Annotated in this window: 24 protein-coding genes and 1 pseudogene; 16 read left to right on the top strand and 9 right to left on the bottom strand. The window is 55.4% G+C overall.

Annotated elements, in window-relative coordinates; all coding sequences use genetic code 11:
- The first annotated feature begins 4 nt into the window (after nt 1-4).
- The 10 genes and pseudogenes from fliJ to rcsA all read left to right on the top strand — a co-directional run bounded on the left by fliJ (nt 5) and on the right by rcsA (nt 6,777).
- Nucleotides 5-448 (top strand): flagellar export protein FliJ, encoded by a 444-nt coding sequence (gene fliJ, locus AC1VYI_RS09970; protein WP_023312304.1) that lies wholly within the window; start codon nt 5-7, stop codon nt 446-448.
- Nucleotides 445-1,677, top strand: coding sequence for a flagellar hook length control protein FliK (gene fliK, locus AC1VYI_RS09965; protein WP_134865988.1), 1,233 nt, complete (start codon nt 445-447; stop codon nt 1,675-1,677). Before fliJ ends, fliK begins: the two co-directional genes overlap by 4 nt.
- Nucleotides 1,678-1,783: 106 nt before the next feature.
- Nucleotides 1,784-2,254, top strand: coding sequence for a flagellar basal body-associated protein FliL (fliL, locus tag AC1VYI_RS09960; RefSeq protein ID WP_023312306.1), 471 nt, complete (start codon nt 1,784-1,786; stop codon nt 2,252-2,254).
- 4 nt (nt 2,255-2,258) lie between these two features.
- Nucleotides 2,259-3,263, top strand: coding sequence for a flagellar motor switch protein FliM (gene fliM, locus AC1VYI_RS09955; RefSeq protein WP_023312307.1), 1,005 nt, complete (start codon nt 2,259-2,261; stop codon nt 3,261-3,263).
- The gene (gene fliN / locus AC1VYI_RS09950; protein WP_023312308.1) at nt 3,260-3,673 is read left to right on the top strand and encodes a flagellar motor switch protein FliN; all 414 of its coding nucleotides are present in this window, start codon (nt 3,260-3,262) and stop codon (nt 3,671-3,673) included. The genes fliM and fliN overlap by 4 nt, the downstream gene beginning before the upstream one ends.
- Before the next feature lie 2 nt (nt 3,674-3,675).
- A complete protein-coding gene (fliO, locus tag AC1VYI_RS09945) occupies nt 3,676-4,050 on the top strand; it encodes a flagellar biosynthetic protein FliO (protein WP_023312309.1) in 375 nt (124 codons plus the stop codon).
- Nucleotides 4,050-4,787 (top strand): flagellar type III secretion system pore protein FliP, encoded by a 738-nt coding sequence (gene fliP, locus AC1VYI_RS09940; RefSeq protein WP_134865987.1) that lies wholly within the window; start codon nt 4,050-4,052, stop codon nt 4,785-4,787. Before fliO ends, fliP begins: the two co-directional genes overlap by 1 nt.
- Nucleotides 4,788-4,796: 9 nt before the next feature.
- Entirely contained in the window at nt 4,797-5,066 is a 270-nt protein-coding gene (gene fliQ / locus AC1VYI_RS09935) for a flagellar biosynthesis protein FliQ (RefSeq protein WP_008500315.1), read from the top strand.
- A gap of 7 nt (nt 5,067-5,073) precedes the next feature.
- Nucleotides 5,074-5,866, top strand: a pseudogene (gene fliR, locus AC1VYI_RS09930) (flagellar biosynthetic protein FliR); the annotation flags it as partial.
- A 287-nt stretch (nt 5,867-6,153) separates the two neighbouring features.
- On the top strand, nt 6,154-6,777 hold the full coding sequence (gene rcsA, locus AC1VYI_RS09925; RefSeq protein ID WP_008500313.1) for a transcriptional regulator RcsA: 624 nt from the start codon (nt 6,154-6,156) through the stop codon (nt 6,775-6,777).
- Nucleotides 6,778-6,878: 101 nt separating this feature from the next.
- On the opposite strand, the gene dsrB is transcribed toward rcsA, so the two are convergent.
- On the bottom strand, nt 6,879-7,067 hold the full coding sequence (gene dsrB, locus AC1VYI_RS09920) for a protein DsrB (protein WP_013097741.1): 189 nt from the start codon (nt 7,065-7,067) through the stop codon (nt 6,879-6,881).
- Between the two features lie 129 nt (nt 7,068-7,196).
- On the opposite strand from dsrB, the gene yodD reads away from it, so the two are divergent.
- Nucleotides 7,197-7,424 carry a YodD family peroxide/acid resistance protein gene (gene yodD, locus AC1VYI_RS09915; RefSeq protein ID WP_008500310.1) on the top strand — a complete coding sequence of 76 codons (228 nt, stop codon included), beginning with the start codon at nt 7,197-7,199 and terminating at the stop codon, nt 7,422-7,424.
- Between the two features lie 301 nt (nt 7,425-7,725).
- Nucleotides 7,726-8,526, top strand: coding sequence for a mannosyl-3-phosphoglycerate phosphatase-related protein (locus tag AC1VYI_RS09910; protein WP_226483995.1), 801 nt, complete (start codon nt 7,726-7,728; stop codon nt 8,524-8,526).
- On the opposite strand, the gene dgcQ is transcribed toward AC1VYI_RS09910, so the two are convergent.
- The 3 genes from dgcQ to AC1VYI_RS09895 form a co-directional block, all read right to left on the bottom strand.
- On the bottom strand, nt 8,523-10,211 hold the full coding sequence (dgcQ, locus tag AC1VYI_RS09905; RefSeq protein WP_134865985.1) for a cellulose biosynthesis regulator diguanylate cyclase DgcQ: 1,689 nt from the start codon (nt 10,209-10,211) through the stop codon (nt 8,523-8,525). The two genes, AC1VYI_RS09910 and dgcQ, sit on opposite strands and share 4 nt — an antisense overlap.
- Before the next feature lie 73 nt (nt 10,212-10,284).
- Nucleotides 10,285-10,467: a YodC family protein gene (locus AC1VYI_RS09900; protein ID WP_023312315.1), complete on the bottom strand. Its 183-nt coding sequence runs from the start codon at nt 10,465-10,467 to the stop codon at nt 10,285-10,287.
- A 78-nt stretch (nt 10,468-10,545) separates the two neighbouring features.
- On the bottom strand, nt 10,546-11,457 hold the full coding sequence (locus tag AC1VYI_RS09895; protein WP_134865984.1) for a DUF808 domain-containing protein: 912 nt from the start codon (nt 11,455-11,457) through the stop codon (nt 10,546-10,548).
- Nucleotides 11,458-11,635: 178 nt separating this feature from the next.
- On the opposite strand from AC1VYI_RS09895, the gene yedA reads away from it, so the two are divergent.
- Complete coding sequence (yedA, locus tag AC1VYI_RS09890; RefSeq protein WP_134865983.1) at nt 11,636-12,550, top strand: drug/metabolite exporter YedA; 915 nt, start codon at nt 11,636-11,638, stop codon at nt 12,548-12,550.
- Here the strand turns inward: yedA and AC1VYI_RS09885 are convergent.
- The 3 genes from AC1VYI_RS09885 to AC1VYI_RS09875 form a co-directional block, all read right to left on the bottom strand.
- Complete coding sequence (locus AC1VYI_RS09885) at nt 12,522-13,013, bottom strand: very short patch repair endonuclease (RefSeq protein ID WP_047173118.1); 492 nt, start codon at nt 13,011-13,013, stop codon at nt 12,522-12,524. The genes yedA and AC1VYI_RS09885 overlap by 29 nt on opposite strands.
- Nucleotides 12,994-14,409 carry a DNA cytosine methyltransferase gene (locus AC1VYI_RS09880; protein ID WP_134865982.1) on the bottom strand — a complete coding sequence of 472 codons (1,416 nt, stop codon included), beginning with the start codon at nt 14,407-14,409 and terminating at the stop codon, nt 12,994-12,996. The genes AC1VYI_RS09885 and AC1VYI_RS09880 overlap by 20 nt, the downstream gene beginning before the upstream one ends.
- Nucleotides 14,410-14,470: 61 nt before the next feature.
- The gene (locus AC1VYI_RS09875) at nt 14,471-15,172 is read right to left on the bottom strand and encodes a phosphohydrolase (protein WP_047741648.1); all 702 of its coding nucleotides are present in this window, start codon (nt 15,170-15,172) and stop codon (nt 14,471-14,473) included.
- Between the two features lie 284 nt (nt 15,173-15,456).
- Between AC1VYI_RS09875 and ompC the strand changes: the two genes are divergently transcribed.
- On the top strand, nt 15,457-16,632 hold the full coding sequence (ompC, locus tag AC1VYI_RS09870; RefSeq protein ID WP_134865981.1) for a porin OmpC: 1,176 nt from the start codon (nt 15,457-15,459) through the stop codon (nt 16,630-16,632).
- Nucleotides 16,633-16,687: 55 nt separating this feature from the next.
- Here the strand turns inward: ompC and AC1VYI_RS09865 are convergent, their stop codons facing one another.
- The gene (locus tag AC1VYI_RS09865; protein WP_134865980.1) at nt 16,688-17,551 is read right to left on the bottom strand and encodes an N-acetylmuramic acid 6-phosphate etherase; all 864 of its coding nucleotides are present in this window, start codon (nt 17,549-17,551) and stop codon (nt 16,688-16,690) included.
- Nucleotides 17,552-17,715: 164 nt separating this feature from the next.
- Here AC1VYI_RS09865 and AC1VYI_RS09860 point away from each other — a divergent pair, with 164 nt between their 5' ends.
- On the top strand, nt 17,716-19,332 hold the full coding sequence (locus tag AC1VYI_RS09860; RefSeq protein WP_045403177.1) for a sensor histidine kinase: 1,617 nt from the start codon (nt 17,716-17,718) through the stop codon (nt 19,330-19,332).
- Nucleotides 19,329-20,048, top strand: a complete 720-nt coding sequence (dcuR, locus tag AC1VYI_RS09855) for a two-component system response regulator DcuR (protein WP_023312324.1) — start codon at nt 19,329-19,331, stop codon at nt 20,046-20,048. The genes AC1VYI_RS09860 and dcuR overlap by 4 nt, the downstream gene beginning before the upstream one ends.
- Here the strand turns inward: dcuR and AC1VYI_RS09850 are convergent.
- On the bottom strand, nt 20,029-20,991 hold the full coding sequence (locus tag AC1VYI_RS09850) for an FAD:protein FMN transferase (RefSeq protein ID WP_134865979.1): 963 nt from the start codon (nt 20,989-20,991) through the stop codon (nt 20,029-20,031). The two genes, dcuR and AC1VYI_RS09850, sit on opposite strands and share 20 nt — an antisense overlap.
- Nucleotides 20,992-21,072 lie beyond the last annotated feature (81 nt).

Here is a 21,072-nt window from a genome sequence, read left to right as displayed (position 1 = left end):
GGTCATGGCGCAAAACAGCGCGTTATCAACGCTGAAAGATCTGGCTGAAAAAGAAGTTGATGATGCCGCATTGCAGCTAGGCGCAATGCGACGCGGGTGCCAGCAGGCTGAAGAACAGTTGAAGATGTTGATCGACTATCAGCATGAATATCGCACCAACCTCAATACCGATATGACACAGGGCATTGGCAGCCAGCGCTGGATTAACTATCAGCAGTTTATCCAGACGCTGGAGAAGGCGATAGATCAGCATCGCCAGCAGCTTAACCAGTGGACCCAGAAAGTCGATACCGCGCTCAATTTCTGGCGCGAGAAGAAGCAGCGGCTGCAGGCCTGGCAGACTTTACAGGACCGACAGATCGCGGCAACGACCCTGGCGGAAAACCGTCTGGATCAGAAGAAAATGGATGAGTTTGCCCAGCGCGCATCAATGAGGAAACCGGAATGATCACACTGCAACAACTGCTGATGAGCGACAGCGACCTGTCAGGCGGCACGCAAACGGGGAAAGGCGCCGACGGTGCACAGGACTTTCTCTCTCTGCTGGCGGGCGCCCTCTCGGACGCAACGGGCAAGGGCAAAGATGCGCCGCTAACCCTGGCCGATCTGAAAGCCGCCGGCAGTAAGCTGTCAAAAGTGGCACAGGACGCCAAAGGTGATACCACCCTGCAGGCAAAAATTGCCGACCTGCTCTCAAGCCAGCCCGCGCTGAAAGGCGATGAAACGTCGCCGATCGCGTCGCTTGATACGCTGGTTTCCGGGCTGGTGCCGCTGTCTAAGGGCGACGCGCTGAAGACGCTCAATGCGGCAAACGGCAAAGATGACGGTAAGAGCGAGCTGAGCGAAGAAGAGCTGGCCGGATTAAGCGCGCTGATGGCGATGCTGCCGCACCAGCAAACGACCGCCTCTCACCAGGCAGGCAGCGACGGCGTTTCCGCCAACTCAACCCTGGGTTCAGCAACGCTTTCGCAAAACGGCCCGGGCCAACCGTCTCTGAACGCGTCAGCGGGAAGCCACGATAAAGCGCAGAGTTCTACGCCTTATCAGAGCCAGGTGAAAAATAACGAGCCGGCCCTGCAGGGCAACGCGCCGGCCACACCGGCCGTGGCCGCGGCGACAGAGAAGCAGGAGCTCGCCAGTTCGTCTTCTTCATCATCGCCGACGGCTACCCTGGCACCGATTATGTCCAGCCATGCGACCAGTCAGACGGCCGCCACCGTTGCCATCGCGCCGGTGTTAAGCCAGCCTCTGGGGACCCACGAATGGCAGCAGTCCCTGAGCCAGCATATCACCCTGTTCACCAAACAGGGCCAGCAGACGGCCGAGCTGCGCCTGCATCCGGAAGATCTGGGTCAGGTGCAAATTTCGCTTAAGCTGGATGATAACCAGGCCCAGCTGCAGATGGTCTCTGCACACAGCCACGTTCGTGCGGCGCTGGAAGCCGCGCTGCCGGTACTGCGGACCTCGCTGGCGGAAAACGGCATTCAGCTTGCGCAGAGCAGCGTCAGCAGCGAGAGCTTTGCCGGGCAGCAGCAGTCCTCATCCCAGCAGCAGCACCAGGCTTCGCGTTCCGGCAACAACGGCGGTTTTACTGAAGAGAGCGATGAGTTGCTGCCTGTCCCTGCCGCCCTGCAGTCCGCAGCGCGCGGTAACAGTGCCGTAGACATCTTCGCCTAAACGCCAGAGGTAGCGTGATTATCCCCGTCTTTTCCACGCTTTGACGACAGCAGGACACGGGATAATCACCTTATTAAGCTGTACCGAAACAGGAAGCTCGTATCAGATGACTGACTCCGCTATCACCAAAAAAAGTAAGCGTTCCATCTGGATCCCGCTGCTGGTGTTGATCACGCTCGCCGCCTGCGCTACCGCGGGCTATAGTTACTGGCGTATGCAGCAGGAACCGACCACCGCTGCAGCCAAAGCTGAAGCACCTCCTCCGCCGGCTCCAGTGTTCTTCCCGCTGGATACCTTCACCGTCAATCTGGGTGATGCGGATCGCGTGCTTTACGTTGGCATTACGCTGCGCCTGAAAGATGAAGCCACCCGTTCACGTCTGAACGATTACCTTCCTGAAGTGCGTAGCCGCCTTCTGCTGCTGTTCTCTCGTCAGGACGCTTCGGCGCTGGCTACCGATGTTGGTAAGCAAAAGCTGGTCGACGCCATTAAACAAACGCTGGCGACCCCGCTGGTAAACGGCCAACCTAAGCAGGAAGTCACTGACGTTCTGTATACAGCATTCATTCTGCGGTAACGACATGGGCGACAGTATTCTTTCTCAGGCAGAAATCGATGCGCTGCTCAACGGCGACAGCGATAACAATGATGATCCGCAACCGGGTATTGGCGGCGATAGCGATATTCGTCCCTATGACCCGAATACCCAGCGTCGCGTGGTACGTGAACGTCTGCAGGCGCTGGAGATCATTAACGAACGTTTTGCACGTCAGTTCCGTATGGGGCTGTTTAACCTGCTGCGTCGTAGCCCGGATATCACGGTCGGTGCGATCCGCATTCAGCCGTACCATGAGTTTGCCCGCAACCTGCCGGTGCCAACCAACCTTAACCTGATTCATCTGAAGCCGCTGCGCGGCACCGGCCTGGTGGTGTTTTCGCCAAGCCTGGTGTTCATCGCGGTGGATAACCTGTTCGGCGGCGACGGGCGTTTCCCGACCAAAGTAGAAGGTCGCGAATTCACCCACACCGAACAGCGCGTCATTAACCGCATGCTGAAGCTGGCGCTGGAGTCTTATAGCGACGCGTGGAAAGCGATTAACCCGCTGGAAGTGGAGTACGTCCGTTCTGAGATGCAGGTGAAATTTACCAATATCACCACCTCCCCGAACGATATCGTCGTTAACACGCCGTTCCACGTGGAGATCGGTAACCTGACCGGCGAGTTCAACATCTGCCTGCCGTTCAGCATGATCGAACCGCTGCGCGAGCTGCTGGTGAACCCGCCGCTGGAGAACTCCCGCAACGAAGACCAGAACTGGCGTGAAAACCTGGTCCGCCAGGTCCAGCATTCGCAGCTTGAGCTGGTGGCGAGCTTCGCCGATATCCCGCTGCGGTTATCTCAGATCCTGAAATTACAACCCGGCGATGTTTTGCCGATAGAAAAACCCGACCGCATTATTGCCCATGTGGATGGTGTCCCCGTGCTGACAAGCCAGTACGGCACGATTAACGGTCAGTATGCGTTACGCGTTGAGCACTTGATCAACCCGATTTTGAATTCGCTGAATGAGGAACAGCCCAAATGAGTGACATGAACAATCCGTCCGATGAGAACAGCGGAGCACTGGACGATCTGTGGGCTGACGCGTTAAACGAGCAAAAAGCACCCCCGGCCAAAAGTGCAGCGGATGCCGTATTCCAGCAGCTCGGCGGCGGTGACGTCAGCGGCACGCTGCAGGATATCGACCTGATTATGGATATCCCGGTTAAGCTGACCGTTGAGCTGGGACGCACCCGCATGACCATCAAAGAACTGCTGCGCCTGACGCAGGGTTCCGTGGTGGCCCTTGACGGTCTGGCCGGCGAGCCGCTGGATATTCTGATCAACGGTTATCTGATTGCCCAGGGTGAAGTGGTGGTGGTTGCCGATAAATACGGCGTACGCATCACCGATATCATCACCCCGTCTGAACGTATGCGTCGTCTGAGCCGTTAAGCATGAAAACCCAGGCAACAATATCACAGCCTTCTGCCGTTCCCGGCTCGCCTCTGCTCCAGGTGAGCGGGGCATTGTTCGGTATTATTGCCTTTATTCTTATCGCCGCATGGCTGGCGAAGCGCTTTGGCCTGGCGGGTAAAACCGCCGGTGCCCGCGGCCTGAAGGTCAGCGCCAGCACCACGCTGGGTCCACGCGAGCGCGTGGTCATCGTCGAGGTAGACGATGCGCGCCTGGTCCTGGGCGTCACGGCCTCAAACATCAGCGTATTACACAAGCTGCCGCCCGCCCCTGTTGTGGTGGACGAGCGCGCAGACGCCCCTGCGGATTTTCAGTCCGTCATGAAGAGTTTGCTTAAGCGTTCCGGGAGATCCTGATGCGCCGTTTGTTATCCCTGACGCTTGCGGGCGTTGGCCTGTTTGCTCCCGCGGTTTATGCACAGCTGCCCGGCCTGGTCTCCACCCCTCTCGCGGGCGGCGGACAAAGCTGGTCGCTTCCGGTGCAGACGCTGGTGTTCATCACCTCGCTGACGTTTATTCCGGCCATCCTGCTGATGATGACCAGCTTCACCCGCATCATCATCGTCTTTGGTCTGCTGCGAAACGCGCTGGGAACCCCTTCCGCGCCGCCAAACCAGATTCTGCTGGGACTGGCGCTGTTTTTGACCTTTTTCATTATGTCGCCGGTTATCGACAAGATTTATACCGACGCCTATCAGCCGTTCAGCGAAGACAAAATCTCCATGCAGGAGGCGCTGGATAAAGGCGCCCAGCCGCTGCGAGAGTTTATGCTGCGCCAGACGCGAGAAGCCGACCTGGCCCTATTTGCCCGCCTGTCCAACACCGGCGAGCTGCAGGGACCGGAAGCGGTGCCAATGCGTATTCTTCTGCCTGCCTATGTCACCAGCGAGCTGAAAACCGCGTTCCAGATCGGCTTTACCATCTTTATTCCGTTCCTGATTATCGACCTGGTGATCGCCAGCGTCCTGATGGCGCTCGGGATGATGATGGTGCCGCCCGCGACCATTGCCCTGCCCTTTAAGATCATGCTCTTTGTACTGGTCGACGGCTGGCAGCTGCTGGTCAGTTCGCTGGCGCAGAGTTTCTACAGTTAAGGAACGGCAATGACACCCGAATCGGTCATGATGATGGGCACGGAAGCGATGAAAATCGCGATTGCCGTTGCCGCGCCCCTGCTGCTTGTTGCGCTGGTTACCGGTCTGATTATCAGTATCCTGCAGGCCGCCACGCAGATTAACGAAATGACACTGTCGTTCATCCCGAAAATCATCGCCGTGTTCGTGGCGATTATCGTGGCCGGGCCGTGGATGCTGAACCTGTTGCTGGACTATATGCGCAACCTGTTTACCAATCTGCCGTACATCATCGGCTGACCTGACGATGCTGCACTTCACCAGCGACCAGTGGGTTCAGTGGCTCGGCGTCTATTTCTGGCCGATGCTGCGCATCATGGCGCTGATATCCACCGCCCCCATTCTCAGTGAGAAATCGATACCCAAGCGGGTCAAGGTGGGGCTGGGCATCATCATCTCCATTATCGTTGCGCCCTCTCTTCCCCCCGTGGATATTCCGATCTTCTCAGCGAATGCGGTGTGGGTGGCCCTGCAGCAGGTGATGATTGGCGTCGCCGTCGGCTTTACCATGCAGCTCGCCTTTGCCGCGGTGCGTACCGCTGGGGAACTGATCGGCCTGCAGATGGGGCTATCGTTCGCCACGTTTGTCGATCCCGGCAGTCATCTCAACATGCCCGTGCTGGCGCGCATTATCGATCTGCTCGCCATGCTGCTGTTCCTGTCGTTCAACGGCCATCTGTGGCTTATCTCCATGCTGGTAGATACGTTCCATACGCTACCGATTGGCGAAAATCCGGTGAACAGCAACGCTTTTCTCGCGCTTACTCGCGCTGCGGGGCTGATTTTCCTCAACGGGCTGATGCTGGCGCTGCCGATCATCACCCTGCTGCTGACCGTCAACCTGGCGTTAGGTTTACTCAACCGAATGGCGCCGCAGCTTTCAGTGTTTGTCATTGGTTTTCCGCTGACGCTGACGGTTGGGATTTTATTAATGTCATTAATGATGCCACTTATCGCTCCCTTCTGTGAACATTTATTCGGCGAGATATTCAACCTGTTAGCGGATATTGTCAGCGAGCTGCCACGCAAATAATAGCCCTCACTGTTGCTATTGTCTTTCTGAGGATATTCCTAAAATAAAACACGTAAAACATCTTCCAGGATATATCTGACGCGGTTTAATTGTTTCTAACCATCTCACAATACTTAATATTTACTTTACTTTAAGAAGATTCCTGGCAAATTATACGTAACTTTACGGGATAGTGAGTCCGCCTGAAAGTCTTTGTCATGCTCACAGGTTTATTATTTTTTTCCATCCCGTATGGCTGTTTTGAGCTCTCAGGCAGATGGTGAATTATCGTTACGCATTGAGTGAGGGTATGCCATGTCAACGATCATTATGGATTTATGCAGCTACACCCGGCTAGGGTTAACCGGGTACCTGGCAAGCAGAGGGGTAAGAAAGAGAGACATCAACGATGCACACACCGTTGACGAACTCGCAGCCGCTTGTGACGAACTAAAACCAGGCGTGGTGTTTATTAATGAGGACTGTTTCATTCACGATCCAGCCAACAGTCAGCACATTAAGCAAATCATTAATCAGCATCCAAAAACCCTGTTTATTGTTTTTATGGCGATCGCGAATATCCATTTCGATGAGTATTTGTTGGTCCGTAAAAATTTATTGATCAGTTCTAAATCGATTAAACCCGAGTCGCTGGATGACATTCTGGGTGATTATTTGAATAAAGAAGTTAAAAATGTAGGAGCGGTTAACTTACCCACCCTATCATTAAGCAGGACTGAATCAAGTATGCTGCGAATGTGGATGGCGGGACAAGGAACTATTCAGATCTCTGACCAGATGAATATTAAAGCGAAAACCGTTTCGTCACACAAAGGAAATATTAAAAGGAAAATTAAAACGCATAATAAGCAAGTGATCTACCACGTGGTACGCCTGACCGATAATGTGACGAACGGGATTTTCGTTAACATGCGTTAGTCGCTTAAGACCTGTGCACCCTACCTTTGATCTCTGGCCTGGCCAGAGATTTTTGCTTCTGGAGAGGTTGTCGGGCACGCGATGTGCTACCCGACGCCGTGCTACTCCGCCTTCTCGACAAAAATACCGTCCGGATGCCCCAGTTCGTTAAAAAACCAGATGCCGAGCGGGTAGTCTTCAAGCGATACCAGGTACATTGTGCCTTCGCTAAACTCTTCAATTGCCAGCACCACACCCGGGCGGCGCGGCCCACCGTCCGTTTTAACGGTTACCCGATCGTTGACCTTCATACATTCCTCCTCTGGTTTTGAGCCAGTGTAGAACAAAACGCAAAAACGCACATCGCCGCCCGGTGTGAATGGCGTTTTTATGCACAGTCTATACTTACCGTTGGACACGGTTGAATGAGGAACCCCGTAATGAAGACCGATAAAGAGTACAGCGACACCATCAAGCGCGAAGTCGAGGTGGATGTCGATGCCCTGCTGGCCGCCATCAATGAGATCAGTGAGTCAGAAGTCCGCCGGTCGGACGATAATTCGGACCGCGTCATTGTCAACGGAAGGGATTATCACACCTATCGCGAGCTGGCGGAGGCCTTCGAGCTTGATATTCACGACTTTAGCGTGTCTGAAGCCAATCGGTAGGGCGAAAAAAATCCCGGTCATGGGGATGACCGGGATCAAAACTTGCTTATGCAAGAAGCACTTGAAAATTCGTTACACCAGGAAATCTGATGTACATGCCACACTATCCCCAACGAATTTGGCTGACAAGCATATATTCTTACGATGAATATAATATTTTTAACATAATGCTTTTTGTTATGAGCAATAACACACGCCGAATGCGGGTTTGCCAGGGGCACCCCTCTTACCTCCGGTTTTCGCCTCAATCATTTTTTAGGAATTTTCTTAGGTCGAAACGCATCTGTTACCAGGAGTCGCTATGCCTTCACTGCGGGATACATTGCTGATTTTCTCTGACCTGGATGGTTCACTGCTGGATATTCACACCTATGAGTGGCAACCCGCCATGCCCTGGCTGGACAGGCTGATGGATAATCAGGTTCCGGTCATTCTTTGCAGCAGCAAGACCGCGGCAGAGATGCTGGATCTCCAGCTGGATCTGGGGCTTGAAGGCTTGCCTTTTATTGCCGAGAACGGCGCGGTGATTCAGCCTGACGTACGCTGGGATAAGATTCAGCGCCAGATCAGGGGGATGACGCACCGGGATATTCGCCCGCGAATCGAGCAAATACGCCTGCAGACGGGCTATAAATTCACTACCTTTGACGACGTGGATGAGCGCGTTATCAGCGAGTGGACCGGATTGTCGCGCTACCGTTCGGCGCTTGCCCGCAAGCATGAAGCGTCCGTCACGCTCATCTGGCGCGATACCGACGAGAAAATGGTTCAGTTTGAAGAAGAGCTGGCGAATGTCGGACTGAAATGCCTGCAGGGCGCGCGCTTCTGGCATGTGCTGGACGCCCGCTGCGGCAAAGACGTTGCGGTAAACTGGCTGATTGAGCAATACCGCGAGCTGGAAGAGATTGAACCCACCACGCTGGGGCTCGGCGACGGTCCCAATGATGCGCCGCTGCTCGACAGCGTTGACTTCGCGGTAGTGATTAAGGGCATTAACCGTGAGGGCATCACGCTACGGGACGATAACCCCGCCCGGGTTTATCACACCCGACAGCCCGGCCCGGAGGGCTGGCAGGAGGGGCTGGATCACTTTCTCTCTTAATCGCGCCAGACGACCCGGTTACGCCCGCTCTGTTTGGCCTGATACAGCCGGACGTCCGCCACGGACTGCAGCTGTTCAAACTCGTAGTTTCCCGCTTCATCCGCGCTGCTGACCCCCAGCGACGCGCTGACGCGCAGGGTCGTGCTCTTCTTCACCAGGATCTCCTTACTGTTGATGCGGCAGCGAATACGGTCCGCAACGCTTCTCGCCTCCTCCAGGCCGATCCCCGGCAGGACGACGCAAAACTCTTCCCCGCCTACGCGCCCTGCCACATCATTCTTGCGTAACGCGCTGGCAATCAGCCCTGCCGTGTGGGAGAGCACCTTATCCCCGGCCTGATGGCCGAAGCGGTCGTTGATGTTTTTAAAATGGTCGAGATCGATCTGAATCACCGAGAACGGCAGCGACTGCTGGCGACAGGTTTCCGCCAGCAATTTTGCGCGGTCGAACAGCGCGCCGCGATTATTCAGCCGGGTAAGCGGGTCATGCCAGGCCTGCCACTGGAGCGAGTGCTGAAGCGTGTACATGTTACTCACCATGCGGCGGATCACCAGCCACGAGATCAACAGCATGGCGGTAAAGAGCGCCCACATCAGCGCCAGCACGATACTGATGCTGCCGAAGTCGTCCTGTACCCCTTCGTGCAGGGTGTGGATCCGCAGGACAACGCCGTCGAAGTGATCGAGCCGCTCCCAGCTCACAAAACGACTTCCGAGGCGGATCCCGCCGCCGGTAGCGTGCTCAATCGCCTGCGCAATCTGCGCCGTTTCGCGTTCGTCAAAATGGTTAACCGCGTTTTCCGTATGGGCAGAGGTGGCAATCATATTGAGCCGGGTATCGTACAGCTGATACTCCCCTTCCGTTCGGTCTTCCGTCGCATCGGCCAGCAGACGCTGCATGGTGCCCAACGTAAAATCCATCGCCACGACGCCATACCAGTAACGATCGAAATAGATGGGAACGCTGGCGGTGATCGTACGTTCATCATTGGTCCAGGATGACGGGGTAGAGATAAACCAGCGCACCGCGCGAGCGCGATTGTTCTGCTCTGACTGCTGGGTAAACCAGGGCTGCGTGACCAGATGGTAATAGCGGGAGGTAATATCCCCCGCCTGGTCCAGCGTATCCGTGGAAAGGAAAAAACCGGCACGAGAGACGTAGATCACCCGCGCTTCCGTTTGTGCTCTCGACGACGCCAGCCTGAGAAGATACCCCACTTCGAGCGCGGCAGAAATTTCATGACTGATGCGCTCAGCGTCCCGATTCAGAAGCGTGGTTTTATCCACGAACACATCCGAGACCCCGTTTATGGGAAGCGTGCGCTTTTTATCAACGGCAATCTGCCAGGTTGGGAGCATGCGGACGGTATTAAAGCGTGATACCGCATCCTGTAAGACTTCAAAGGCCAGCGGCGTCTCGATCGCATCATGCATGCCCTGACGGAAAAACAGCATCCTGTCCACGCTGTTCTGCAGCTGCCGGTCCAGAGAACTTGCCACCGTATCCAGATGATTGCGCTGGCTGGAGATGTAGGCCTCTTCCAGTACCACCACCTCGCGCCAGGTCAGTAGAGTGGAAAATACCAGAACCACCAGAAAACAGAGATTAACAATCAACCCCGGATTGCTACGCTTATGCAGCCATTGCAAAAAGGATTCTCTTACAACAAAGGTATCGCGCTGCACACACACTCCCTGATCGCTGCCTTACACCCGGTACTGGAGATAAAAACGCCCGGCAAAGCCGGGCGTTATGTGATTAAGCCTTGTCCCGCTGGTGCTGCCCGTCCCCCGGCTGAAGCTCATCTTCACGAAATGCTTCCCGCTTGATGCCATAGCCATCGTGCCACCGACATTCCACCATTCCGCTGGAATACCCGGTCACAATCATACGTGGGCCGCCCTTCTTAGGCTTAACTTCATCACTGACCAAAAAGACCATACCTGCCTCCTGTATCAGGGTGAAACTGTTTCAATTTAGACGAGGAATGGTCTTTTTGCATCCCACAACGGGTAACAATTAGTGCGACGTGCCGCGTATTTTTTCAACCAGCTTAACTGCCGCAACCACGATAGCGCCAATGATAAAGCCCAGCACCAGATTCAGCAGCGTGGGCAGAATTGCAGCAACAAGAGCCCCCTGCGCCGAGGAGAAATGTTCGATAGCATGGTGCAGCGGCGCGATACCGTGAACCACGATCCCGCCGCCCACGAGAAACATCGCCAGCGTGCCTACCACCGACAAACTCTTCATCAGCCACGGGGCCAGTACCAGCAGGCTTTTGCCGATGCCTCTTGCCACCGCGCTCGTTTTCTCTTCCAGCCAGTAGCCAATATCGTCCAGCTTGACGATCAGTCCCACCAGGCCGTACACGCCCACGGTGACCAGAATGGCGATGCCGGAGAGGATCAGGACCTGATTCAGGAGCGGCGCGTCAGACACGATGCCCAGCGTGATGGCAACAATCTCCGCAGACAGGATAAAGTCGGTCCGAATAGCGCCTTTGACCTTATCGCGCTCGAAGGTTTTCGGATCCTGCGCGGCCAGCGCTTCAAGACGCTGCCGGCGCACCTCCGGTGTATCGCTCTGCTTGCGCGCGCTAAAGGAGTGCAGCACCTTCTCCACACCCTCGAAGCAGAGAAACGCCCCGCCAATCATCAGCAGCGGCGTGATGGCCCAGGGAATAAACGCGCTGATCAACAGCGCCAGCGGCACCAGAATCACCTTGTTCAGGAAGGAGCCTTTCGCCACGCCCCACACCACCGGCAGTTCACGGTTAGCCCTCACCCCACTCACCTGTTGGGCGTTAAGCGATAAATCATCTCCCAGCACGCCTGCGGTTTTTTTCGCCGCCAGTTTCCCCATCACTGAAATGTCATCCAGTAAGGTCGCAATATCATCCAGCAATGTTAATAAGCTACTTCCTGCCAAAATCTTAATCCTTCATTTTTTGGTAATTAAGTGAATAGTATGGAGCAAAAGCGCAAACCCGGAAACACCCACCTCACGTCAACAAAAAATTCACATCAGCTACACAATTAAAGGGCTCGCCAGCGCGATAGTTTTCGCGTTTACTATCAGCGACCTTTTTATTTCGTCGTGAGGGATTATGCGTTTCCGGCAATTGCTACCGCTCATTGGGGCACTCTTTTCGCTGTACATCATCTGGGGCTCAACCTACTTTGTCATTCGCATCGGCGTGGAAAGCTGGCCGCCACTGATGATGGCTGGCATCCGCTTTCTCTCGGCTGGCGTGCTGCTGCTGGCCTTCCTGCTGCTGCGCGGGCATAAACTTCCCCCGCTGCGCCCGATGATGAATGCCGCCCTGATCGGCCTGCTGCTGCTGGCGGTGGGAAATGGGTTTGTAACGATTGCCGAGCACCAGAACGTACCGTCCGGGATCGCCGCCGTGGTCGTTGCCACCGTACCGCTGTTTACCCTCTGCTTTAGCCGCCTTTTTGGTATCCACACCCGCAAGCTGGAATGGCTGGGGATTGGTATTGGCCTTGCCGGCATCATTCTGCTGAACAGCGGCGGTAACCTGAGCGGGAATCCGTGGGGCGCAATCATCATCCTGATTGGCTCGATGAGCTGGGCGTTTGGTTCCGTCTACGGTTCGCGTATCGAACTGCCGACCGGCATGATGGCGGGGGCGATTGAAATGCTTGCCGCCGGAATTGTGCTGCTGCTCGCCTCCACGCTGACGGGAGAAAAGCTGACGACCCTGCCGCCTCTGTCGGGCTTTCTGGCGGTAGGCTACCTGGCGCTGTTTGGTTCCATCATCGCCATTAACGCCTATATGTTCCTGATCCGCAACGTCTCCCCGGCTGTCGCGACCAGCTATGCCTACGTCAACCCGGTCGCGGCCGTGCTGCTCGGAACGGGATTGGGGGGAGAAACGCTCTCACCTGTGGAATGGATTGCTTTAGGGATCATCGTGTTTGCCGTCGTGCTGGTCACCCTGGGCAAATATTTATTGCCCGCAAAACCTGTGGTCACGCCTTGCGAGGTGGAGAAACCTTAAGCAGGTGAATACCCTGCGTGTCGATCTGCGCGGTCTGGCCGCCGCCGCAGATCCACTCTTCCAGCCGTTCGGTCAGATCGGTATCGTTCAGTTTTAATCTGCCTCTCAGCGCGCACTCCCAGACGATCAGCACCCGCCAGCCCTGCGCAATCAGCGCGCTGAGATCCCGGCGGTCGCGCTCGACGTTCTTGCCAATTTTATCCAGCCAGAAATCGGTGCGCGTCGCGGGGACCTTAAACAGGTAGCAGTCGTGGTGATGCCAGAAACAGCCGTGGGTAAAGATGATGCACTGCCAGGCGTCGATGACGAAATCCGGGCGACCCGCAAGCGCGGGATCCTGCACGCGAAAATCAAACCCCGCCTGCGTCAGCAGCCCGGCCAGGCGCTTTTCGATGGCGGTGTCACGCGTGCCGATGGCACGCATATTTTTGCTGCGCGTGGCCTTATCGTGCACATCCGTCATTGACGGCCTCACCCTGACGGAGTGCCACCGCCTGTCTGATGCGCGAGGCCAGCAGTTTTGCCACGGCCGCGAACGCGGGAACCACCACCGAATTACCAAACTGGCGGTACGCCTGAGTATCCGAAACCGGAATGCGGAAGCGGTAGCCCTGCAGGGTCTCAAATCCCATTAACCGGGCGCATTCCCGCGGCGTTAAGCGTCGCGGACGGTGACGCTGGTTGTGCGGATCGTCGAAATCTTTTTCACCCAGCGCCTTGTCCCAGCCTCGGTCGATCAAAATCTCTGCCCCGTCCTTATAGTATCGAGCGGACAACGTGCGGGTCACGCTGTGCGGATCGTTGGGGTTTACCATTCCAAAACCGAAGCCGTTGCCCTTCGCCTGATGTTTCTTGGCATAGCGGTAGAGGTATTTCCACAGCACCGGGGTAAGAATAAATTTCGCGTCAACGACAGGTTCCAGCAGATCGGCCACGGTAGGACGACGCTCGGGATACAGAGACGGGATATCCCGCAGGGTGAAATCCCCCTTGAGATTGAGATCGCGGCGGAAACCCACCAGCACGATACGTTCGCGATGCTGGGGCAGAAAATGTTTCCCATCAATGATTTTGGGATCGTCCGCGCCCATGTCCTGCGAGTCGGCCACGTCATAACCCAGCTCATCCAGGGTCTGCATGATAATGCGGAAGGTTTTTCCGCCGTCGTGGCTCTTTAGATTTTTGACGTTTTCCAGCACAAAGATGGCCGGGCGGCAGGCATCGATGATGCGCGCCACATCAAAAAACAGCGTTCCCTGGGTATCGCAGGCAAAACCGTGGGCGCGTCCGAGTGCATTCTTTTTGGAGACACCGGCCAGCGAGAAGGGCTGACAAGGGAAGCCGGCCAGCAGCACGTCATGCGCCGGGATCGTCTGGCGAATATGCTCGGCGGCCTGTTCATCGCTCACGCCGCTTTTATGGCTCAGGGTCACATCGCGGATATCCGCGTTGAAATGATGCTCGTGCGGATCGCAGTACCAGTTGGCCTTGTAGGTCCGGACGGCATGCTTGTTCCACTCGCTGGTAAACACGCACTGTCCGCCGATAGCTTCAAAACCGTGTCGGATACCGCCGATACCGGCAAACAGATCGATAAAGCGGAAGGCATAGTTCGGATGCGCGGCAGGAGGACGCGGAAGCAGGTTTTGCAGATAACGAAACTCTCCTTCGCTCAGGCGACGCCCTGCGCGTTCGCTGGTCAGCAGACGCTTAAGGATCGCCGGGCTCCAGTGGCTCTCGCCGTGCGCCACCAGCATATTGGCCAGCGTTTTAGCATCATAGATATCCAACAGCTGGTGCAGCAACGCCTGCACCGTTGCCGTTGATTTCTCAGCCTGCTCGGGCGCGGGCTCTGTCACTGATAGATTTTCCTGCATTCTTTTAACCGGAGAGTAAAGACTGGGAACAGATTACCACAGTTCAGTTGCGCAAACTGCGACGGAAGCGGCTCAACACCTGGCTATCCAGCCCGATGCAGTCACCGTGTAATTCGGCACTGAGTTTCGCCATAAACTGGATCAGGAAATCGGCATTGTGACGTGCCAGCTCGCGGCCCATTTCCGTTTGCATTGTATCAGGCAATCGCAGCAGCTTGGTCTGAAAATGGTCCAGGGCAAACGCGCGGTCGTCAAGGATACGCGCATCGGCAAAGGGATCGTCAGCATCAAAAAGCGGCACGCCCAGCGCGCCCGAGACGGCAAAGACGCGCGCCAGACCGATAGCGCCTAACGCTTCCAGCCGGTCTGCGTCCTGCACAATTTTGGCTTCCATGCTCTGCGGCGCAATCCCGGCGCTGAAGCTGTGCGCCTCAATCGCGTGCGCGACGCTGGCTGCGTGCTCTGGCGGAAAATCAGGGAAGTCGCGGCGCAGAATGTCACACGTCCTGCGCGCTGCCATCTGGGATGACCGGCCGCGTTCGGGATGGTTTTTCGGCAGGCTGACAATATCGTGGAAATAGCATGCGGTCAGAATCACCAGCGGCTCCACCGCCTGGTCAGCCATGATTTTTTGCGCCGTCATCCAGACCCGACGAAAATGCGAAATATCATGTGCGGTATCGTCGGTGCTGTGGTTTTCCTCGAGCCAGCGCTCAAATCGCTGCTGCCACCGGACAAGTTCCATCGTCATATCCTGTTGTTTAAAAGTGCATGAATTATAACATAGACGAATTAAATCAATTTAAAAATAGAATCACGAAATACTTAATAATAATTACACCATATAAATTCAATGAATTAATTCACAGGAAAAATAAAGAGATTAATAGAAATATCTGGAAATGTTTATTAGAATTTAATTACATTTATTCTCGAAACTAAATAACATTCCCTGGAATAGTATCAAGCCTGTAATTACGGAGGGTGATTACATATATTCATGTAAATTATATTTAAAGGGAATATATAATGAAAAGAAAAGTTCTGGCAATTCTGGTACCCGCATTATTAATGGCAGGCGCAGCCAATGCGGCTGAAATGTACAACAAAAACGGCAACAAAGTTGACCTGTACGGCAAAGTCGACGCGCGTCATGCCTTCTCTGACAACCCCGGCGACGACGGCGACGAAACCTATGTGCAGGTTGGCTTCAAAGGCGAAACCCAGATCGCTAACGACCTGATCGGTTACGGTCAGTGGGAATACAAAACCTTCGCTAACGATACCGAAGGCGCGGGTAACAAATCGTTCAACCGCCTGGCGTATGCTGGCCTGAAATATGGCGAATACGGCTCATTTGATTATGGTCGTAATTACGGCGTCGTGTACGACGTTGAAGCCTGGACCGATATGCTGCCTGTATTTGGCGGTGACTCTTACACCTGGACCGATAACTTTATGAACGGTCGTGCTAACGGTCTGGCCACCTACCGTAACCAGGATTTCTTCGGTCTGGTTGAGGGTCTTAATTTCGCGCTGCAGTATCAGGGTACGAACGAAGGCCAGGATGCAACAGAAGATCAGGAAGGCACGAAAAACGGCCATGACGATGTTCGTTTCCAGAACGGCGACGGCTTCGGTATGTCTACCTCCTATGATTTTGACTTCGGTCTGAGCCTGGGTGCGGCATATTCATCTTCCGACCGCACGAACACACAGGTTGCATACGGTGCAGGTAACGACAACCGCTACAGCCCATATGCAGGAGGCGAACGCGCTGAAGCCTGGACCATTGGCGCAAAATATGATGCGCAGGGTGTTTACCTGGCCATGATGTATGCGGAAACCCGCAATATGACGCCATTTGGTAGCGGTGAGACGGTTGGTATCGCCAACAAAACGCAGAACTTTGAAGCCGTAGCGCAGTACCAGTTCGACTTCGGCCTGCGTCCGTCTCTGGCATGGGTTTACTCCAAAGGTAAAGACATTGGCGGCAATGATTACAACCCAGGTAATACTTACAACTATGTTGATCAGGATCTGGTGAACTATATCGATCTCGGTATGACCTACAGCTTCAACAAAAACTTCTCGACTTACGTTGATTATAAAATCAACCTGCTGGACAACGACGATCGCTTCTACGAAGCCAATGGCATCTCAACAGATGACATCGTTGGCGCAGGCATGACCTACCAGTTCTAATTCCCCAAAAAACCAAAGGCCGCGATTGCGGCCTTTTTACTTCTTCACGGGAATATTACGGCGCTTCCTGCAGCGCCACGCGAATAAACCCGTTATTCTGCGCCAGCAGCTCATGGGCTTTCCATGCATCCAGCCCTGTCAGCACCATCAATACCGCCGTTTTACAGTTATGGTTACAGCTCGCCAGCGCGGATTTTGCCTCGGCCCGAGTGCATCCCCCCGCTTCCATTACAATCGCAATTTGCCGTTCAGCCCATTTGGTTGTGCCTGCCTCAAGATCCACACGCAGGTTGCTGTAAACCCGTCCGGTGCGGACGGCCAGCCCGGTGGCGATCATCGAGAGGATCATTTTTTGCGCGATCCCCGCTTTAGTGTTGATATAGCCTGCGACGACATCGGCCCCCAGCTCCGGAGCGATAACCATGCTTGCCAGCTGCGCGGCTTCGCTTTGCGCATCACCGGTAACAATGGCGACCGGTGAACCCAGCGACCACGCATGGCGCATTGCCCCCCAGACCCACGGCGTTTTTCCGCTGACGGTCACGGCCAGCATCATATCGTGTTCAGCAAACTTGATGGCCTGCAGATCGGCAACGCCGCGCTCGTAGCTCCCTTCCCCTTCTTGTGCCGTAACGGCCATAACAGGAGTTTTGCCCGGCGCATATTCATCGGCAACCTGTTGCGCTACGCGCCCTGACGGCCCCGCGCCAACAACAATCAGGCGACCGCCGTGGCTGAGCGTCGCGGCGGCGTTGTCCACCACGCGGGCAATAGCATCTAGACAGGGGGTAATAGCAGCAGAAATGAGTGCATCATCCTGGTGAATGACTTTCAGCATGTCCAGCGTGGACAATCTATCAATATTCATCGTGCTGGCGTGCCGTCTTTCCTTGACCGAACCGGTAAGCATAACGCTCATAAACAGCCTCCTTATTATGAGTACCCACACACTATAAAGTGTTTTATATAGACGACCTGCGAGGAGGGTCACGAAAAGGGGACCAAATCCACGCCTTTACATGGCTTTAAGAAAAGCGCGTCATCGGCGATAATTACCCCTTTCTTAATTATCGCGGAGTGTTGATGAGCGATTTGCAGCCTTTCCTTACGACGCGTAAGCGCCCCATGAAGCTGAACACCCTGGTCACGCTGATGGTGTGCGCGATTATTGCCTCTGTGCTGCTGGTGGTTTTTGCGCTCTACTCCGTGCAAATCACCCGGGCGACCCGCGATGATGTTAAAGATACGGCTCTGGGTATCGCCAGAACGCTGGCCAACAGCCCGGAGATCCAGCGCGGCCTGATGCAGCCACCCCAGGCGGACATCATTCAGCCCATCGCCAAAGCCGTCACCCAACGCAACGATCTGCTGCTCACCGTGGTGACCGACATGCGGGGAATTCGCTACTCGCACCCGAACGAAGCCCTCATCGGCCTGCACTTTATTGGCAACGACCTGGAACCTGCGCTGGAAGGTAAAGAGAATGTCTCCGTAAACCGTGGCGCCCTCGCCGAAGCGCTTCGCGTCTTCACCCCCGTTTACGACAGCCAGCACGACCAGATCGGCGTGGTGGTAGTCGGTATCTCCCTCAAAAAAGTGGAAGATCAGATTGCCCGCGGACGGCTCAACGCCGTCTGGACCATTTTGTTCAGTATATTTATGAGCTCCATGGCGATTTGGGGTCTGGTGCGGGTACTGAAACGCATCCTGTTCGGGCTCGAACCTTACGAAATTTCCGCCTTGTTCGAACAGCGTCAGGCGATGCTGCAGTCGCTTCGCGAGGGGGTGCTGGCCGTCGATATTCACGGGCGCGTGACGATGATCAACCAGACCGCCAGAGAAATATTGCTTCTCCCTTCCGGCAAGCAGACCGAAAACGCCAGCGCCCCCCTGCTGGCCAGCCTGCGCGAAGTCTCAAAGACGGGCGCCGCGCGCCAGGATCAGGAGATCAGCTGTAACGGGCGTCTATTGCTGTGCAATATGGTGCCCGTTAAAAGCCAGGATCGGGTGATCGGCGCCATCACCACCTTCCGTGATAAAACGGAAATCAGCCAGCTGATGCAGCGTATTGATGGCATGGTTAACTACGTCGATGCCCTGCGCAGCCATACGCACGAGTTTATGAATAAACTGCATGTGATCCTGGGCCTGCTGCACATGAAGCGCTACGACAAGCTGGAAGAGTACATCATCCAGACGGCACATAATTACCAGACGGATATCGGTACGATACAGAGCAAGGTAAAATCCCCGGTTATTGCCGGGTTCCTGCTGGGTAAAATCAATCGGGCGAAAGAAGCGGGCGTCACCCTGACGCTGGCGGATGAATGCCAGATACCGGATACCGCGAGCGAAGAGCAGGTCGCGGTGCTGATCACCGTGCTGGGTAACCTCATTGAAAACGCGCTCGACGCGATGGAAGGACAGCAGGAAGGTGAGATCGGCCTGCTGCTGCATTATCAGAACGGCTGGCTCAGCTGCGAAGTGAGCGACGATGGCCCCGGCATTGATCCCGCTCAGCTGGAGGCTATTTTTACAAAGGGCTTCTCAACAAAAGGTGAAAACCGCGGCGTTGGGCTGTTCCTTGCGCGCCAGCAAATCCAGAACCTCGGCGGCGATATCACCGTCGAGTCTGAGCCCGGCGTTTTTACCCAATTTTTTGTTCACATCCCCTGGGATAGCGAGAGGAATATCGCGTGATAAATGTATTAATTGTCGATGATGACGCCATGGTAGCCGACCTCAACCGTCTGTATGTCAACCGTGTTGAAGGTTTTAGCTGCTGCGGCGTCGCCTCCACGCTAAACCAGGCCGAGGCCATCATTAATAACCCCGGGCACCCTGTCGATCTGGTGCTGCTGGATGTCTATATGCAGCAGGATAACGGGCTGGATCTGCTGCCCGTTATTCGCGCATCCGGGCGCCCAATCGATGTGATTATGATCTCGTCGGCTGCCGACGCCGCCACGATCCAGACCTCTATCCATTACGGGGTGGTGGATTATCTGATCAAGCCGTTCCAGTTCCCGCGCTTTGAAGAGGCGCTGAACGGCTGGAAGGCAAAGCACAGCCTGATGGGTTCGCACCAGTATTATGAGCAGGCCGACGTCGACCGGCTGATCCACGGTGGGGCGCCGGAACTGGCGGACAGTAAAAAGCTGCCGAAGGGGTTAACGCCGCAAACGCTGCGCACGATTTGCCAGTGGATTGACGCTCACCCGGAGACGGAATTTTCTACCGATGACCTGGCTAACGCCGTCAATATCTCCCGCGTATCCTGCCGTAAATACCTGATTTGGCTCGCGCAAATCAACATTCTGTTCACCAGCATTCATTATGGTGCCACCGGGCGTCCGGTGTATCGCTATCGTCTCCAGCCGGAGCAGACCGGCCTGCTCAAGCAATACTGTCAGTAACGCGGTAGTCATTATCCAGCAGGGTAAAACGGAAGTGGTGCATCGATGAGATCACCACTTCTTTTGTTTTGGTCACAAAAATCGCTTCGATATCAGGGCGAGAGCGCAGCACAGCGCAGCCCTTCTCTACCCCCATGCCGTACATGAGCGTAGTCCAGATATCGCCGTCGATAGAGTCTTTCGAAACAATCGTCACGCTGTCCAGCTCGTTGTCCAGCGGATAGCCGGTGCGCGGATCGAGAATATGGTGATAGCGCTTGCCGTTTTGCTCAAAGTAGCGCTCGTAGGTTCCAGACGTCACGACGGAGAGGTTCTCTACGGTCATCGTGCCGATCAGCGCGTCACCGGCGAACGGTTTTTTCAGCCCCACGCTCCAGCCCCCTTCCGGCGAGCCTAACGTCTGAATGTTTCCACCGAGGTTGATCAGCCCCAGCTCAGCGCCCTCTTTATGCAGGTAATCACGCACCCTGTCGGCGATATAGCCTTTGGCAATGGCCCCCAGATCGATCTCCATCCCCGGTCTGGTCAAAAACACACTGCTGCTGGCCTCATCAAGAAGGACATCTTCAGGACGGGTTATCGCCAGCAGCGACGCGATTTCCTCCGCCGGCGGAACGCTGTCCCCCTGAAAGCCAATTTTCCAGCGCTTCACCAGCGGACCTATCGCCAGGTTAAAGGCGCTGTCCTTGAGCAAACTTGCCGCTTTTGCACAGCGGATCAGATCAAACACTGGTCGACTGACGGTAACCGGATGCTGACCCGCCGCATGGTTAATGTCCATCACCTGCGAGTGCGCGCGGTTAACGGTGAGCAGATCTTCGTACTGTTTGATCAGGCGAAACACGCGGGACGCGAGGGCTTCGTCGTGGGAGAAGAGTTTCAGGAGAATGGGTGAGCCCATCAGGACGGCGGAATAACTGTAAACGCGATGGTCATCAGGCATGACTGGAGTCCTCAGATGTAGCCCCGGCAGGCACCGCGCCGCCGGGGAAAATGCCGGATAACGCTGCGCGTATCCGGCCTA

Source organism: Enterobacter sp. QK-SA4, from assembly GCF_056856775.1.
This window is presented reverse-complemented; position numbering and strand designations above follow the sequence as displayed.